Source organism: Vibrio sp. 10N.261.46.A3, assembly GCF_041472995.1.
Lineage (GTDB): Bacteria > Pseudomonadota > Gammaproteobacteria > Enterobacterales > Vibrionaceae > Vibrio > Vibrio coralliirubri.
On sequence record NZ_JBFRRH010000003.1, the window covers coordinates 1 to 17,811 of the forward strand.

The window sequence follows — 17,811 nt, forward strand, 5'->3', positions numbered from 1 at the left end:
ATAAGTAGATAAGTAGATAAACATTAACGTTCAATGTGAAATGCTAACACTTCCTTGTGTCATTCTATCGCTGATAAGAAATCCCCCTCCCACCAGCAATAAGCTACTTGCAGTAAATACCATGCAGTAGGTTAATCATCGCTTTTACTTCTTCACTACTCAATGTGTAATACACAGTTTGAGCTTCTTTGCGAGTTTCGACCAAACCATCTCTTCTCAACCAAGCAAGATGTTGAGATAAAGCAGACTGACTCAGTTCCAACTTGCCACACAGCTCCCCAACCGACAGTTCAGTACCATGTAATAGGCACAAAATCTGTAAGCGACGCTCGTTTGCCATGGCTTTAAGTAGAATCACAGCTTGTGCTGAGTTCTTCTCCATCTCTTTTAAGTTCATAGTTTGGCTCCCTACAACCTTTACGCCAACTACGGGCTATCAGTATTTCCGGCATATGGTAGAGCTATGATAATCGATATCAATTCATTAACAAACTAACTCATTCGAACAATTTGCTAAAATCTGCGTCACATACGTTTTTTACTGCTGGATGTTGGATCATCCTCTCAGCAAATATGACGTAGTACTCCTCTTTTAACTCTTCAATACCACCTAATAGTTGCAGTGATGTGTCGTCTTCCACTTCAGACATATAAAGCGTCGGTGCCAAGAATATTGCGTCATGATGGTAACGAGCAAAAGCCTTCATCAATGCGGCATCATCAAACTCACCTAAAATATCTGGCTTAAGCCCTTGTCTATCAAACCATTGCAGCACTTTACGCCCCATTGAGGTTCGGCTACCAGGGATCAAAAGCTTTCTTTGCTCCAATACAGCAGGGAAATTAACACCTTCAACCTGACCTGAACTAAAAAAGCTCATTCCACTCTCACCCAACTTTTTACTAAACAGGCCCGGGCTTTGACTAGAGTCCACCGGACAGTCAGACAAAATCATATCAAGCTTATGTTGAGAGAGTTGCTCAAGTAGCATTTCATGGGTCGATTCAAAACAGCGTAAATGAATGCTGTTATCTGGAGGGATGGTCGACATCAGTATCTTACTGACGAGTCTTTTAGAGAGCGCATCCGCGACGCCAACATCAAACAGAATATTGGAGTGCTGGCTGTAATTCACGATATCCAGCATCTCGTAACTCAGGCCAAACATACGATCGGCATATTTAAAGACCAGCTGCCCAAGCTCTGTAGGCTCAACACTGCGGCCATTACGCTTGGTCAACTTGCCATCCATGCGCTCTTCCAAGGCTTTTATCTGCCCCGTTACCGTTTGTGGTGTTAGAAATAGGGCTTCTGCAGCTTTAGTAACAGAGCCTTGCTTGCAAACCATCCAGAAGTAATAAAGATGGTTGTAGTTGAGATGCGACATAGATGTGCCGTAATAAAAGAGTAGATACCCTTTTATATCAAATATGACACCGCCACTCAACAAACTCGGAAAAACCTAACTAAATGTAACTTTACTACCTATTTTTCCGAAGTGTTTGATTTCATAATGTAATATTTCATCGATTATTTTCAATTTTTTTCTAACTTTTAAGATCTATATCACCTATAGAACCACCATTAAAAATCAAATAAAAACAACAAGTTAAAATAACCACATTAGCTATGGGAATATTTAAATAGTAAATCATCACAAAAAAGTCCGACCTAAACCAAAATGTAATATTACTGAAATATTTCCCCTCTAACATCACGCTCAGATTAAACAAACAGACCAAACACAGACTTAAACGGTCCAATGGAGAAAACATTATGAACCAAGCTACTACTGCAGCAGCGCCTATCTCGAGCACTACTCGTTGGCTACGCTGGGCTAACTTGGCATTCATGCTTTACCTACTATTACTTTCAGTTTCAATGGTTGGTACAGGCTTCAAATGGGCAACAGGCGAGCAAGCAAAGGTTCTTTTCGAATTTGCTTCACACCCAGTTGCAGGCTTAATGATTGGTTTAGTAGCAACAGCGCTTATTCAATCATCAAGTACAGTTACTTCAATTATCGTTGGCCTTGTGGCAGGTGGTTTACCTGTTGAGCTAGCTATTCCTATGATCATGGGTGCTAACATTGGTACTACGGTAACCAATACGTTAGTTAGCCTTGGTCACGTTCGTTGTAAAGAAGAGTTCAAACGTGCATTCGCAAGTGCGACAATCCACGACTTCTTTAACCTATTAGCCGTTGCTATCTTCCTTCCACTAGAGATGGCGTTTGGTATTCTAGAGAAGATTTCTCACTGGTTGGTATCTCCGATGCTAGCAACAGGTGATATGAGCATGGGTGGTCTTAACTTCATCAAGCCAATCACTAAACCAGTAGTAAGTGCGATTAAAGAGCCTCTATCAACATTTGGCGACACTGTTGGCGGCATCATGCTTATCGCTCTAGGTATCGCAACTATCTTCGTAGCTATCACTGTAATGGGTAAGCTGATGAAGAGCCTAATGGTTGGTCGTGCTCGTGAGATTCTAAAGAACGCAATCGGTCGTGGTCCAATCCACGGTATCGCTTCTGGCTCTATCGTTACTATCCTTGTTCAGTCTTCTTCTACGACAACAAGCTTGATGGTTCCACTAGTAGGTTCAGGTGTTCTTAAAGTACGTGACGTTTACCCATTCACTCTGGGTGCAAACATCGGTACATGTATTACGGCTCTACTTGCAGCTACAGCAGTATCTGGTGAGTTCGCAGTATTCGCACTACAAATTGCTCTAGTACACTTGGTGTTCAACATCATGGCAACGGTATTCATCTTCGGTATCCCGTTCCTACGTGAACTACCTGTTAAAGCCGCTGACTTGATTTCAGACATGGCTGTGAAGAACAAAGCTGTAGTGGCTGGTTACCTTGTTGCGGTATTCCTTGTACTGCCTGGTAGCGTGTTAGCTCTTACTGCTTAATAGCAAAATAAACATCGCTTATAGCAAAGCCCGTAACCTCCTAGGTTGCGGGCTTTTTCTTTTTAAGAGCAGATACGGGATGCGAGTGAACGAGTAACGAAGAGCAAAAGCAGATACGAGATTCGGGTAAACGAGTAACGAAAAGAGACTTCCTCTCATTAGCTGCGTTTTGATATATCGTATCTTACTGACTCAAATCTAAAAACGCTCTTCGTATCTCGCATCTCGTGTACTCGCATCTAGCTACCCTACTTACCTTGCTCATTACGCAAGTACATTATGGCAACCATGCCAAAGCCGATAAATTGCCATAGATACTGGCCGTCGCTTGCGCCAGTGATGGTTTGAGTGAAAGCCATACAAGCGGTCACAAACAGAGAAGCGAATGCGGCATAGAGCAACCACGGACGCTCTTTACCCACCATGAACTCACCTGCAAGTACCGAACGAATAACCAATAAAAACGGCACACATTGCAAAGCAATCAGAATAGGGAACATAAAATCGAACGTTGGGCTCAGCAGAGCATGACCGATTTGGCTCTTATCCCAAGTGCCAACAATGTAGCCTTTCCAGCCAGTCCAAGTGTCTCCCGCATAAGCAGTATCGGGTGTAACGAAGCCAAGTAGCACGCCCATCACTTTATCGATAAAGCCATTTTTGAACCAAAAGACGAATAAGAAGATCTGAATTGGAATGATCTGAAAAGCAAACTTCTTCAACATGTGTGTACCCCAAATAATGAATGATTTGGTGATCAGTATGTGGAAGTCGGTATTTTTACGCTTGATGCAAGGCAATCGAGCCTGAGTCCAAACAATAATCAAACATGTTGAGAAGCCTGTTGGTACAAGGACACCTTGCAGAAGTGCCGTTGCCATCAGCCCTCACGAAACACCTTCGCTTGAAAACGCATTTCGTGGTTTAGGAAAGGTTTATTTTTTATAAAGATTCAATAAGATCAAACAGTTGACCGTCATTCTCTTTTTGCACTTCGGTATAGCGTTGATAGTTGTATTGCGAACCTTTTGGGTTGTCCGACAGCTTGTCAGCCACACTGAGCAGATAAAAACTGATTGGGCTCGGTGTACTTTCGGCCGCATAAAAAAGGTAAGGGAAAGCTTGATTGGCGTGTTGGTTGATTAACAGTGCAAGACCCAAGGTAAGGTTAGCGATGTCACAACGTGGGTTCATCTCGAAGGCTTGCTTTGCCAATTGCAGTGCATGTTCGCGATCTTCTTGCTCATGAGTTTGTAAATAAGCCAAAGATTCCGAATACGACAGTAACGCATTGACCAGATAATTATCTCGCCCTTGTTGTTGAATCGAATCCAACTGAAGTGCTATTTCCTCAAATGGCTGACCACCTTTACCTTGGTAGAACAACGATATCCCCTCAGAGATAACACTCCAATCATCGTAGTTATCAATAGAAGTCACTCGATGACTTGCCACGCCGTATTTGGAGCTCATTGGAGCAATAATAGCTTTGATCTCGAGAATCACATCCCCAATGGCATCGAAGAAATTACCTTGGCTAAAGGTCTTTTCCACTTTCTGACTTTGATTGGGTTGGCGGTTGTTTTGTACAAGCACGCTCAACACATAGTCACCACCCTTTTTCTTAAGCCAACCTTTGAGCTCGACACCATTGTTGGCCAATGATTGCTTGCCCTGTTTCGATAGCTGAGAAAAGTGGTAACCCGATAAGTTTTTTACCGAGTTCAGCCCGTAGAAAAGGTAGTTATAAACGCTTTCTGACATCTCATAATCGTTCGCAGAATCGAGTGTTATGTCATGGATATAAACAGGAATTACATCACTTTGATGAGCAGAAATAATAGCTGTGTCATTGGTTGGGACATCGGTTTGCCACGCCCAAGTTGCTATTAAGCCAACAGAGAATACTGCGGTTGTAATCAGGGCGATGGTTCTCTTTTTGGATTTAGCAACAAAAGGTTTAGGTTCAGATTCAGGCAGAGAGGTGTCATCAACGGAAGTTGGTTCGACGCTTGGCTGAGTCACCTCAACATCGAACAGGTAACCTTGCTTAGGAATGGTCTGAATAATCCGATACGGACGTGATTTATCCTGAAGCTGACTGCGCAGTAAGCTGATGACCTGTCTGACCAAGTTGTCAGACACTTGAGTTCTTTGCCACACATCCGCTGCTATCTGCTGAGTGCTTACCACTTGCCCGCGATTTTCGATGAAATAGCTGAGCAACTTTGCTTGCAGTGGCTCTAAATGAATCGCTTCGCTATCCACTACCAACTGATTTTTATCAGGGTAGAAAGCAATCGGAAAGTCGTGTTGCAATACAAAGCAATGCGAGCGAGTCATAGTAGTTCTGTAGTTAGAAAAGACCACTCAAGATTATTGGTTTTACAAATAGTAAGCAAGCCAAGCATAACAAATAAAAAAGGCTGCACAGAGGCAGCCTTTCAATCAAACAAAGCGAATGAGATTAAACCGAGAATGGGTACTTAATCGCTTCGTGGCATTCGTAACCTTCCACCCAGAAGTCATCCATCGTTACCCATGTTTCCAAATCTTCTAGAGACTTAATCTCAGGATTGATATGGAATGTTGGGCCAGCTAACGGCTCACGCTTTAACTGAATATCACGCATGGGTGCAAGTTGATCTTCGTAGATATGAGCATTCACAAGCTTATGGTAAGCCACGCCAGCTTTCTTACCCGTGATTTGCGCCATGATAGCTAGGAAGACATACACTTGAACCATGTTGAAGTTCAGGCCTAGTGGTACATCACAAGAGCGCTGAGTGCTGTTTAGGTACAGAGTATCACCAAGTAGAGAGAAGTGATGGCTGTACATACACGGACGCAAACAACCCATGTGGAACTCACCTGGGTTATAGAAGTTTAAGATCTCGCCACGGTCATCAATACCGTTCGTTAGATCATCAACAATCTTCTTCAGTTGGTCGATATGACCGCCGTCAGGTTTTGCCCATGCACGTCCTTGAACGCCATAAACACGGCCCATGTCATCTTCACCCTTGCGGTAAGGATTATTCAGCCATGCTTCGTTCAGGTTCGCGTTCGCATCCCAAGTCTTAGTCCCTAGCTTACGAAAATCTTCAGCATTGTCGTAACCACGGATATAGCCAAGCAGTTCAGCAACTGCGGCTTTCCAAAAGCTCTTACGCGTTGTTACCAGTGGGAATTGGTTATTACCAACATCATATTCAAGGTCAGCATTGATCACGGTTAGGCAGCGCTTGCCCGTGCGTTCATTTTCAATCCAAGTACCGTCATCAACGATACGCTGACAGAGATCTAAATACTGTTTCACACCAATTCCTTACTTCGTTTGTTGTGGTAATTCGTCTTTGTAGTGACCACGTTTGTATGCCCACACCATCATCAGCACACCGATGATAACCATTGGCAGTGACAAAATTTGTCCCATAGAGATAAATCCACCGAACAAACCTAGGTGAGCATCAGGTTCACGTACGTATTCTACTAAGAAGCGGAATGTACCATATCCAGCTAAGAATAACCCTGATACAGAACCAAGAGGACGCGGCTTTTTGATAAACCAGTTCAAGATGAAGAACAGCACAATACCTTCAAGCGCCATCTCGTAAAGTTGAGATGGGTGACGAGGAAGTGGACCACCGTTAGGGAACACAATCGCCCATGGCACATCAGTCACACGGCCCCAAAGCTCGCTGTTCATGAAGTTACCTAAGCGTCCCATGCCTAAACCAAATGGCACCAATGGTGCAATCATGTCTGCCACACCAAAGAAGGTTCGACCGTTCTTTTTGGCATACCAAAACATGGCAGTAATAACACCAAGCAAGCCACCGTGGAAAGACATACCGCCAGTCCATACCTTAAATAGGTACAGTGGGTCTGCTAGGAAAAGATCAAAGTTGTAGAAAAGTACGTAGCCAATACGACCACCCAGCACCACACCTAGAAAGCCAGCAAACAGTAAGTCTGATACTTGCTCTCGAGTCCAACCGCTACCCGGTTGATCAGCTCGGCGATTTGCTAACCAAAGAGCAAACATAAAACCGACAAGGTACATTAGGCCGTACCAACGAACTGAGATTGGTCCTAGTTCAATAAGAACAGGATCGATATTTGGGAATTCGATAAAACCCTGAGACATACTTGGCTCTCTATCTAAATTGATTAACAGTTAGCTCAATGGCTAACAGAAAAGACACTACAGCAGCATTGTGGCTGCTATAAACATTAAAAATACCGCAAAGAATTTCTTCAGCACAGGGGTTGGCAATTGAGTGGCCAGTTTCGCACCCACTCGAGTGGTCAAAACTGAGGTACAAGATATCGCGATCAAAGCCGGTAGATAAACATAACCCAAGCTATACGCAGGAAGATCATCGACTGAAGATCCATGCCAAATGAAACCTAGCATTCCCGAAATCGCGATAACACAACCGCATACCGAAGATGAGCCGACGGCTTTACGCATTTCCACACCGTGATGGTTAAGGAAAGGTACCGATAAAGACCCACCGCCAATGCCCGCTAAGCTTGATACCAAACCAATCCCGCCACCACACAGTACGGTTTTAGCTGAACCCGGCATCGATTTTTGGCTCTTAGAGCGAATCGACAACAGCATTTGCAACGCCAATACCAAGACAATCACACCAAAGACTTTTGGCAGGTATTGAGCTGGAATCACATCGGCCACGAAAGAGCCGAGGAAGCCACCTATCACCACACCAGGCATCAACCACTTAACGACAAACATCTCTACATTACCCAACTTTAGATGGTTAATCGCAGACGATCCTGACGTAACGATGATGGTTGATAGCGAAGTAGCCAATGCCATTTGCATCGCAAATTCTTGAGGGATACCCGCTTTAGGAAGCAAAAACAGTAAGGCAGGAACCACCAGCAAACCACCACCAATGCCTAGCAAGCCAGCTAAAACACCAACAATAGCACCAAGGCCTGCTAACAAGCCTATCAGTTCATATGACACGTTAAATCCTATTTTTTACCTGCTCGAATGAAGCCTGTAAATTCACGCTCTTCGAAATAGTTCAGCATCATACTATAGATGTCACTACCATACGGTTTTGAAAGTGCCTTATTTGCCAAATCCTGTAATTCAGCCAAGTTCGATTGACGAATCAAATATTTGGTTCTTGCGACATTCGAGGTATTCATACTTAACGTCTCATACCCCAATCCAATCAATAGCAGCGCGCCCATCGGGTCACCGGCTAACTCGCCACAAATACACACAGGTAATTGATATTGCTTACAAGTATCATGAATTTGTTTTAATGCCATGATCACCGCAGGGTGCATTGATTCATAGACATCGGATACTCGTGAATTGTTCCGATCAACCGCTAATAAATATTGGGTTAAATCGTTGGTACCCACTGAAACGAAGTCGACCTTATGCGCAATCAGCGGCAATATGTACAGCATAGATGGCACTTCAATCATGATACCAACGCGAGGCATGCGCACTCGGTTATCAAGCTCATGCACTTCGTCATACGCTTGTTCAATCAGCTGTAGCGCGTCATCCAATTCCTGAGCACCAGAGATCATCGGCAGCAAAATACTCAAGTTATGGCTTTCACAACTCGCACGTAGCATGGCACGTAACTGAATAATAAAGATGTCAGGATGATCGAGCGTAAAACGAATACCACGCCAACCAAGGAATGGATTGTCCTCTTCGATAGGAAAATACGGTAAGGCCTTATCACCACCGATATCGAGTGTACGCATCACCACTTGTTTCTCTGGGTAGCTTGCCAGCACAGAACGATACTGCTTGAATTGTTCGTCCTCTGACGGGAATCTTTGCTGCAACAAGAAGGAGATTTCAGTTCGATACAGCCCTACTCCATCAACACCCTGGTTGATAGCGATGTTAGTGTCTGCACTCAAGCCCGCATTAAGCAGGATCTCGACTTGCTTGTCGTCTTGGGTTTTTGCCGGAAGGTACAGCTCTCGATTGACCATAGATGAGAGCTCACTCTCTTCTAGAATCAGCCCTCGATACTCTTTGAGCAGGCTTTTAGTCGGCTCAATAAAGATCTCACCGCTATACCCATCAACAATCGCTCGCTTACCATTAGCTTGAGCTAAGTTAAGGTTTACCCCCATGACTGAAGGTATGCCAAGCGCTCGAGATAAAATAGCTGCGTGCGAGTTCGCTGCCCCTTCCAAAGAAATAACCGCCAAGAGCTTTTCTTTTGGAATAGACGCTAACACCGAAGCGGTTAACTCACGAACCACTAGGATAATCGGCTTATCTAACGTGCGAAGTTCATGTTCAGAGTTGTGGAGGAAATAGAGCAGCCTTTGTCCGAGCTCTCGGATGTCTTGTGCTCTCTCACGAAGATATACATCGGACATACGAGCAAAGCGGTTCGAATAGCTCTCAACCACTTGTCTTAATGCCCAATCGGCTTTATCGCCTTTCTGGATTTGGCTTTTTAGATCCTTACGCAACATAGGATCGTTGAGTAAGTGAGTAAACAGGTCAAAGATCGCCAACGCGTCTTTATTGATTTCGCTATCTAAGCGCTTTCGCATACGCTTAAAGTCATTGAGGGCGTTTTCAACCGCTACCGCCAACAACTCATGCTCTCTCTCTACATTGAGCGTCGAAGCAGGATAAACATCGGTGAGTTCAGGCTGAGTGTTGTCCCACCATAAGTCACCAATCGCCACGCCCGATGAAGCTGCAATACCTTTAGTCGCAGGTAGCTTCTGTTGCTCTAACAGCCAATGGCCTTGAGTTTGGGCGTGCGCCACAATAACGGCAAGTTGCGCTGATAGCGTGACAAGGAAGGATTCTTCCATCTCACTGAATAAACGCGGGGTCTTCTGTTGAATGACCAATACACCAAGCACTTGCTTGCGGTGGATAATCGGAGTACCGAGAAAAGAGTGATAGACGTTTTCTCCAAGCTCTGGAAAAAACTTATAAGCAGGGTGAGCAGACGCTTGTGCAAGGTTGATAGGTTCAGCACTTCTTTTAACAAGGCCAACCAGACCTTCGTCAAAACCAATGTGAATGCTATTGCCTTTAAAGATCAGGCCTTGAGTTGCCATCAACTCAAGGCGCTGCATATCATTATTTGCCAAATACACGGTGCAACATTCCGTCTGCATCGCACTGCATGTCTCTTTAACCAAAATATCAAGAGCCGTCGACACATCTTCAACTCTTGATACGTGTTCAACTATTTCCCTTAGTTGACTGAGCATGCTTAACCTCTACGCAATTTGCGCTTTCCTTTTATTTTTCGCTCTTTAAACGGCATTGCTAAAGATGCGAACTCTTTCATCGCTCGACGGTAAACATCTCGCTTGAAAGAAACAACTTGTCGAACTGGGTACCAGTAACTCACCCAACGCCAACCATCAAACTCAGGTGTACTTCCACGCTGCATATTGATATGCGATTCATCGCAATCTAAACGTAAAAGGAACCACTTCTGTTTTTGTCCAATACAGACAGGTTTAGAATCCCACCGAACCAGTCGTTTGGGTAGCTTGTAGCGTAACCAATGACGACTTGTCGCGACGATCTTTACATCCTTTTTAGTAAGGCCAACCTCTTCATACAACTCGCGGTACATTGCCTGTTCCGGAGTCTCACCTTCATCTATTCCCCCTTGAGGGAATTGCCATGAATGTTGCCCGTATCGTTTAGCCCAGAAGACCTGACCATGGTTGTTACAGATTACAATACCAACATTTAATCGGTAACCATCGCCATCTATCACTGGCCAACCTCTATCTAAATTTTTAATTACTCTGATTTTTCCACATATCCCCAATCGGAGCAAACTTAGTGACGTGATAAGCGCTATATTTATGAATAATAACTAGGAATATGGATAAGTTTTGCTCAAATTCTAGTTACCCACACAATAGTGAGACATAGACCACATTTATTCACCTTTTCTGTGAATAACTATGTGAAGAATTACCCGCAATCGTTTTTTTTAATCCATAGATTCATCAACACCAAAAACGACAAATCAATTAAAACTAATTTATCTTCATATAAATCAAATAATTAAAATAATATTTTGGTTTTAAAAAACATTAGAAATGTAAAAGATCTTTCAGAAATCTGACATGGTTAAAGATCAACCACTCCGATGTTTATCCACACTACCAAGTGAAAGATTCATTTTGAACCCCATTTGGCAAGCATTTTATCCACCATAAACCCCTGTTTATTTATCCACTAAATTAATATTTCAATTAATTACCTTTATGTCCTGTGGATAACCCTGAGTTTGATCCCTTTTATCGCAAGGAGATCATTTCTTAACCAGTCGGCATTTGGTGATAACTTCTGATAAAATCGTTTTTTTGATCATGCCTTTTATTATGAAACCAGAACCACAAACACAACAAGAGCTGTTAGAGCGCGCGTATGCCATCGCAGGAATGACCTTTAAAGAGCTCGCCGACGAAGCCGAGATGGTGATGCCAAACGACCTTAAGCGTGATAAAGGCTGGGTTGGGCAGCTATTGGAATGGCACTTGGGTGCGCCTGCAGGCAGTAAGCCAGAACAAGATTTTGCCAAGCTCGGGATAGAACTAAAAAGCATTCCGATTGGCTACTCTGGCAAGCCACTCGAAACCACCTTTGTGTGTGTTGCGCCTTTGATGGGCGTGCAAGGCATAACTTGGGAAACCAGCCACGTTCGAAACAAGCTGTCCAAGGTTTTGTGGATCCCTGTCGAGGGAGAAAGAGAGATCCCGCTAGCGGAGAGGCATGTAGGATCCCCATTATTATGGACACCTAGCCAAGCTGAAGACGAACTCTTGAAAAGAGATTGGGAAGAGCTGATGGAGTTGATCGTTTTAGGCAATGTTGAACAGATAACAGCAAGACACGGTGAAGCACTGCATTTACGTCCAAAAGCAGCCAACAGTCGCGTGTTAACGGAAGCTTACGGTGCAAGTGGAAAACCTATCAAAACTAAACCACGTGGTTTCTATCTGCGAACTCAATTCACCCATAAATTACTGACAACACATTACGCATAGTTCGTTTAATCGAGCCTCGATAGCCAAAACTATCAGTGCATTACAAACAGTCTGGAATTAGAATCAATATCTCGCTACCACCCCCCTCTTAATGAGGTTTGAGCGCCAGTTCAATATCACAGTAGCTTTGGCTTGGCTCATTACCAAACTCATCATAGGCGTTGTGTAGGCGAAGATACGCCTTTTCAAAGCCGAGCCGGAGTAACTCCTCTTTCACTTGATCCAAGGATCCAAAGTGAAGCGGCTCGCCGTCTTGCTTTACCGGTTCTAGCTTGTGTTTGTATTCCACCGCCAATAGATATTCTGAAATATCAGAACAACCAATAACGTACACTTTGGGTGTTTGATAAGAGTCTTTATGCTCTCCATGTAACCACATGTCTAATTGATGCTTTTGCATAGCCAGCCTCCCTTGCTCTATAAAGCTTAGTAGAACTCTTTTCCTTTACTAGATAACGACTTAAAAAAGCACAGATAACGGCTTAAAAAAGCAAAAAAGAGAAGCAAGCGCTTCTCTTTTTTGGCCAGTTCTAGTTCAAAAGTTTGCACTTTCGACGCCATAACTATCACTGTGAATTATCTTAGGGGTTGAAAGGTGCTATCAACCCCGCAGATTACGTCGGTATTCGCGCACTTAAGACACGACGAAGGTGACGTACTCGACGTTCAATAGTGACGACTTCTGGTTCAGAAAAACCAATCGGTCGACCGTCAGCTTCAAGACCAATATCTCTTAATAAGTGAGTATTGTTCCATGGCAGCTCATATGAACTACGACGAACTTTTCGTTGCCATTCACGCTCTTCACGACGAAGATCGGCACGGATAAGGACTGTTGCTAATTTTAAATATACTGAGTGACGCATAATAACTCTCCAGTTGTTGAATCAACTGAGGAAAAATAGCGTGTTAGATAGTATGAGGGCTTCTCACTTAGCTGCTATTTTTCCGCAGCCAAATAAGGGTACGGATCTATTAGTTAGGTTTATCTTGGGTGTTTCGATCGGCCATGGCTGATGAGAGTGACATATCAGTCACCATGTCAGTACACGGATCAAACGACGCGCAAATATGCTGTATAAAATCGAAATGTTTCATTTGCGCCTCCAAGCTAACTAAAAAATCCAAAAAGAAATGGGGAAATAAAAGCAGACAAGTCTTTGTTAAATCGTTGCTTTCACGGTTAAAGTCTAACCAAGTGAGTATATTATTCAACCGCTAATTGATTAACATTTTTAAAACAATGCATTCGCCTAAAATATCAGTTGCATATTCATTCACATATAACATATTCACTATGATTATATAAAATCACAGCATATCTCTCTTAGTGCTGAGCTAGAAAACAACGGACTATCCCTCAGAAACAAAAAAGCCACGTAGATACGTGGCGTTTAATTTACGGTGACTGAATAAATCTACTTAGAAAAGAGTCTAAACAACCCCTTCAGAGATTAGGCTGTGTTTATTCAGCAAGCGGTACATCGTCGCTCGTGATACACCGAGCTCCTTAGCTGCCAACGAAACCTGACCACCGTAAGATTCCAAAACAATTAACAACGCATCGCGCTCTGAGCGCTCTCGAATGCTCTTCAAGCTTCGGCGTTCATCATTCTGTTTCGGTAAATCCAGTTGGTGATCCTCAATGATCATGGCATCAGACATCAACACAACACGCTTAATCTGGTTCATCAACTCACGCACATTTCCAGGCCAATGGTAGCGATTCATCGAACGGATAGCATCGTCTGAGAAGCTCTTCGCTTGAGCATTAAACTCTTTCGAGTACTCACGCAGAAAATGATTCGCTAGCACAGAAATATCGCTCACACGTTCTTTTAAGCTCGGAACATGAATACGCAGAACATTGATGTAGTGATAAAGCTCTTCATTGAAATCGCCCTCGATCAACGCCTTCTCGATATCAGAGGAGTTCGCGGCCAGAATACGCACATCGACAGATTTCGGTCCATTCGCGGTTTCAATCTTACCTTCTTGCAGAAAGCGCAGCAGATTCAGTTGTTGATTGCGGGGCATCGCTAAAACATCATTAAGCAAGATGGTTCCGCCATCGGCTTCTTCCAACATACAAGGCGCAGTCGCTGTCTGTGCTGAGATACCAAACACCTCGGCCTCTATTCTCATTTCAGACAAGGCACGACAGTTAACCGTTAAAAATGGTTTCTGTGCTCGCGACGAGTTTTGGTGAATAGAGCGTGCAATCGTCTCTTTACCAGCCCCACTCTCGCCATAAATCAAGATACTGACATCAGTCGGCCCAATACGCTTCACTTGGTCTCTCAAGCGCTTCACGGCCACAGAATCGCCTAGCAGTCCCATGTTGTTATTGATGCCGTAGTTTGGCCATACCTTCTGCTCAAGCTTAAGCATACCCAGTTGGTGACCAATGGTACTCAGCAATTGAGCATCTGGGATTGGCGCCGTGAAAAAGTCGATACAGAAGTTGACGATAAACTGGCAGATCGTATCAGAGCTTAATTGAGACTCACGGATAAAGGCGAGCCATCTCACTTGCTTGTTATTGCTCACAAGGTTAGCAATACCGTTGAGACTGAACTCATCATGACTAAGATCGACAATGCCAATACATGGGCCAATATCAGCAATCAAGGCATCGGCTTTTCGTAAATCTGCACACTGGGTACACTGCCAACCCACTTGTTCTAACACTGATAACCAGGGTTCGTACGCACCACCAACGACGATAAGAGAACCTGGTAAGGAATCCATCTTAAATTGAGTTCCCATCCTTCTTCCTTATTCTATTTTTATTTAAATCAGACTAATACGAGTCACTGCTTCATCGTTCGACAAAATGCCGCGAGATCGTATTCATCGCAGAGACGTATAGTAGTGAGACTATCTTAGATTTTATGTCTCAATAGTAAGACTATGTCAGAAATAACGATTTTTCGAATCAAGAGTGCGGTACAGGCTAGGTTTTGAAGCCCAAAAACAGAAAAAGCCACCCGAAGGTGGCTCTTTAATTACATAGGCTGTTACGCCCTATAAGCGAGAATTACGCTTGTGGACGCATTGCCGGGAACAAGATCACGTCACGGATTGTGTGCGTGTTTGTAAATAGCATTGCTAGACGGTCGATACCGATACCTTGACCCGCTGTTGGCGGTAGGCCGTGCTCTAGTGCAGTAATATAGTCTGCATCGTAGTACATCGCTTCGTCATCACCCGCGTCTTTCGCGTTAACTTGCGCTTTGAAACGCTCGTCTTGGTCTTGTGCATCGTTAAGCTCAGAGAAACCATTCGCTACTTCACGGCCACCGATGAAGAACTCAAAACGGTCTGTGAAGAATGGGTTGTCATCGCTACGACGTGCTAGAGGAGAAATGTCCGCTGGGTAGCCAGTGATGAACGTTGGTTGAATTAGCTGAGGCTCAGCCGTTTCACCAAAGATCTCTTCTAGAAGCTGACCACATGTCCAGAACGTTTCTACGTCTACGTGTACAGATTTTGCGATAGCAACCATCTTCTCACGGTCTTGTAGATCTGCTTCTGTTAGCGCTTGAATCTCAGCGTGCTCAGGGTTGTAGTGTTTGATTGCATCGAACATGCTCATGCGAGCGTAAGTGCCACCGAACTCAACCGTTTCGTCACCGTAAGGCATAGAAGTAGAACCAAGAACGTCCATTGCTGCCGTGCTTAGCATCTCTTCTGTCAGATCCATAAGGTCTTTGTAATCAGAGTACGCTTGGTAGAATTCCATCATTGTGAATTCTGGGTTGTGACGTGGAGATAGACCTTCGTTACGGAAGTTACGGTTGATCTCGAATACACGATCAAAACCACCAACCACTAGACGCTTAAGGTAAAGCTCTGGTGCAACACGTAGGTACATGTCGATGTCTAGTGCATTGTGATGAGTGATGAATGGACGTGCAGTTGCGCCACCCGGGATCACATGCATCATTGGCGTTTCAACTTCTAGGTAGCCTTTCGCGCTCATGAAGTTACGGATTGAAGATACAAGCTTAGAACGCACGATGAATGCATTGCGAGAATCTTCGTTCACGATTAGGTCAACGTAACGCTGACGGTAACGCATCTCTTGGTCTGTTAGACCGTGGAACTTCTCTGGTAGAGGGCGAAGTGCTTTAGTCAGCAATTCAAACTCTTCCATGTTTACGTAAAGGTCGCCTTTACCTGATTTGTGAAGCGCACCTTTAACACCGATGATGTCACCGATATCTAGGCCTTGGTACTTCTCTTTCAGTACTTTTTGTACGTCTTTCGCTGCGTATGCTTGGATACGACCAGAAGTTTCTTGAATCGCAAGGAATGGACCACGCTTCGCCATAACACGACCAGCGATCGCAACGATGTGATTAAGCTCTTCTAGCTCTTCCTTAGTCTTCTCACCGAATTCCGCTTGAAGATCGCCAGCTAGGTGCTCACGACGGAAGTCATTTGGGTGACCGTTAGCTTTGCAGTTTTGGCGGATGTGATCCAGCTTGCTGCGGCGCTCAGCGATTAGTTTGTTCTCTTCAGGTGAAGAAGCTTCTTGTGCGTTTTCGTTTTGAACAGCATCAGTCATTAGAGATGTACCCTGCTTTTAAAATTTGGACCGCTATATTTTTGCAAATATAGGCATTTTTACCAATATTATTGGTAAAGCTTAATAGTTGATAAAGCTTACAGACCTGATTTCAGGCTAGCTTCAATAAACTTGTCTAAGTCACCGTCAAGAACCGCTTGAGTATTACGGTTTTCGATACCAGTGCGTAAATCTTTGATACGAGAATCATCCAGTACGTAAGAGCGGATCTGACTGCCCCAACCGATGTCTGATTTCGTTTCTTCGCTCGCTTGTTTTTCAGCATTTTGTTTTTGAATCTCAAGTTCAAAAAGCTTAGCACGTAGCTGCTTCATCGCTTGATCTTTGTTCTTATGCTGCGAACGGTCATTCTGACACTGAACCACGGTGTTAGTCGGAACGTGAGTAATACGTACCGCTGATTCCGTGGTGTTTACGTGTTGACCACCAGCGCCAGAGGCACGGTATACGTCAATACGTAAGTCAGAAGGATTAATGTCGATCGTAATGTTGTCATCAATCTCAGGATAGATAAACGCAGATGCAAATGAAGTATGACGACGACCACTTGAATCAAATGGTGACTTACGAACTAGACGGTGAACACCAGTCTCTGTGCGTAACCAACCGTAAGCATACTCACCAGAAATACGTACCGTTGCGCCTTTAAGGCCAGCAACATCGCCATCAGACACTTCGATAACTTCAGTCTTGAAGCCTTTCGAATCTGCCCAACGTAAGTACATACGCAACATCATTGAAGTCCAGTCTTGAGCTTCTGTACCGCCTGAGCCTGACTGTAAATCGATGTAGCAATCTGATGCATCGTGATCACCAGAGAACATACGACGGAATTCCAGCTTCTCTAGCTTAGCTTCAAGCTCGGCCAGTTCTGGTTCAATTTCATCGAACGTTTCTTGATCTTCTTCTTCAACCGCAAGCTCTAATAGGCCATCAACATCCTCAACACCTTGGTCAAGTTGGTCGATCGTTTCTACTACCGCTTCCAATGCAGAACGTTCTTTACCTAGCGCTTGAGCACGCTCAGGTTCGTTCCATACATCCGGTTGTTCTAATTCTGCGTTTACTTCTTCTAGACGCTCTTTCTTAGCGTCATAGTCAAAGATACCCCCTCAGGATATTTGTGCGCTCAGACACATCCTGCAGACGGTTTTTTATAGGATTGATTTCAAACATTTTAGCTCATCATTTATGAGTAGAATTTAACCGAAGAATTGTACTCAAAAGTGTGACG

16 protein-coding genes are annotated in these 17,811 nt (G+C 44.0%); 2 read left to right on the plus strand and 14 right to left on the minus strand.

All coding sequences use genetic code 11. The features are described 5' to 3' along the window. Positions 1-103: 103 nt before the first annotated feature. Both AB4484_RS00345 and nhaR read right to left on the minus strand, forming a co-directional pair. Positions 104-397, minus strand: a complete 294-nt coding sequence (locus tag AB4484_RS00345; RefSeq protein WP_004735028.1) for a metalloregulator ArsR/SmtB family transcription factor — start codon at positions 395-397, stop codon at positions 104-106. A gap of 100 nt (positions 398-497) precedes the next feature. Further along, a complete protein-coding gene (nhaR, locus tag AB4484_RS00350; RefSeq protein WP_017062869.1) occupies positions 498-1,388 on the minus strand; it encodes a transcriptional activator NhaR in 891 nt (296 codons plus the stop codon). Between the two features lie 389 nt (positions 1,389-1,777). Here nhaR and AB4484_RS00355 point away from each other — a divergent pair, with 389 nt between their 5' ends. Beyond that, a complete protein-coding gene (locus AB4484_RS00355; protein WP_048606795.1) occupies positions 1,778-2,923 on the plus strand; it encodes a Na/Pi symporter in 1,146 nt (381 codons plus the stop codon). A 248-nt stretch (positions 2,924-3,171) separates the two neighbouring features. Here AB4484_RS00355 and AB4484_RS00360 read toward each other — a convergent pair whose 3' ends face one another. The 7 genes from AB4484_RS00360 to rppH all read right to left on the minus strand — a co-directional run bounded on the left by AB4484_RS00360 (position 3,172) and on the right by rppH (position 10,701). After that, positions 3,172-3,648, minus strand: coding sequence for a hypothetical protein (locus AB4484_RS00360; RefSeq protein WP_372076085.1), 477 nt, complete (start codon positions 3,646-3,648; stop codon positions 3,172-3,174). A 217-nt stretch (positions 3,649-3,865) separates the two neighbouring features. Continuing rightward, on the minus strand, positions 3,866-5,266 hold the full coding sequence (locus AB4484_RS00365) for a transcriptional regulator (RefSeq protein ID WP_372075928.1): 1,401 nt from the start codon (positions 5,264-5,266) through the stop codon (positions 3,866-3,868). Positions 5,267-5,390: 124 nt separating this feature from the next. Beyond that, complete coding sequence (locus AB4484_RS00370) at positions 5,391-6,242, minus strand: thymidylate synthase (protein ID WP_372075930.1); 852 nt, start codon at positions 6,240-6,242, stop codon at positions 5,391-5,393. A gap of 9 nt (positions 6,243-6,251) precedes the next feature. After that, positions 6,252-7,073 (minus strand): prolipoprotein diacylglyceryl transferase, encoded by an 822-nt coding sequence (gene lgt, locus AB4484_RS00375; protein ID WP_017059338.1) that lies wholly within the window; start codon positions 7,071-7,073, stop codon positions 6,252-6,254. 57 nt (positions 7,074-7,130) lie between these two features. Next, a complete protein-coding gene (locus AB4484_RS00380) occupies positions 7,131-7,922 on the minus strand; it encodes a sulfite exporter TauE/SafE family protein (protein ID WP_017059337.1) in 792 nt (263 codons plus the stop codon). Between the two features lie 8 nt (positions 7,923-7,930). Then, positions 7,931-10,180 (minus strand): phosphoenolpyruvate--protein phosphotransferase, encoded by a 2,250-nt coding sequence (ptsP, locus tag AB4484_RS00385; protein ID WP_048615014.1) that lies wholly within the window; start codon positions 10,178-10,180, stop codon positions 7,931-7,933. A gap of 2 nt (positions 10,181-10,182) precedes the next feature. Next, a complete protein-coding gene (rppH, locus tag AB4484_RS00390; protein ID WP_017059335.1) occupies positions 10,183-10,701 on the minus strand; it encodes an RNA pyrophosphohydrolase in 519 nt (172 codons plus the stop codon). A gap of 616 nt (positions 10,702-11,317) precedes the next feature. Here rppH and mutH point away from each other — a divergent pair. Beyond that, on the plus strand, positions 11,318-11,983 hold the full coding sequence (gene mutH / locus AB4484_RS00395; RefSeq protein ID WP_048606845.1) for a DNA mismatch repair endonuclease MutH: 666 nt from the start codon (positions 11,318-11,320) through the stop codon (positions 11,981-11,983). 88 nt (positions 11,984-12,071) lie between these two features. Here mutH and AB4484_RS00400 read toward each other — a convergent pair whose 3' ends face one another. The 5 genes from AB4484_RS00400 to prfB all read right to left on the minus strand — a co-directional run bounded on the left by AB4484_RS00400 (position 12,072) and on the right by prfB (position 17,753). Then, positions 12,072-12,383 (minus strand): DUF6482 family protein, encoded by a 312-nt coding sequence (locus tag AB4484_RS00400; RefSeq protein ID WP_004735016.1) that lies wholly within the window; start codon positions 12,381-12,383, stop codon positions 12,072-12,074. A 214-nt stretch (positions 12,384-12,597) separates the two neighbouring features. Continuing rightward, on the minus strand, positions 12,598-12,849 hold the full coding sequence (locus tag AB4484_RS00405) for a hypothetical protein (RefSeq protein ID WP_017059332.1): 252 nt from the start codon (positions 12,847-12,849) through the stop codon (positions 12,598-12,600). 568 nt (positions 12,850-13,417) lie between these two features. Next, the gene (gene vpsR, locus AB4484_RS00410) at positions 13,418-14,752 is read right to left on the minus strand and encodes a cyclic-di-GMP-binding transcriptional regulator VpsR (protein WP_372075933.1); all 1,335 of its coding nucleotides are present in this window, start codon (positions 14,750-14,752) and stop codon (positions 13,418-13,420) included. A gap of 271 nt (positions 14,753-15,023) precedes the next feature. Next, complete coding sequence (lysS, locus tag AB4484_RS00415; protein WP_017059330.1) at positions 15,024-16,556, minus strand: lysine--tRNA ligase; 1,533 nt, start codon at positions 16,554-16,556, stop codon at positions 15,024-15,026. A gap of 98 nt (positions 16,557-16,654) precedes the next feature. Then, positions 16,655-17,753, minus strand: a protein-coding gene (prfB, locus tag AB4484_RS00420; RefSeq protein ID WP_100208942.1) for a peptide chain release factor 2 whose coding sequence is annotated in 2 segments (ribosomal slippage) — positions 16,655-17,677 and positions 17,679-17,753 — 1,098 coding nt in all. Because the reading frame shifts where the segments join, the coding sequence is not laid out codon by codon here. Positions 17,754-17,811 lie beyond the last annotated feature (58 nt).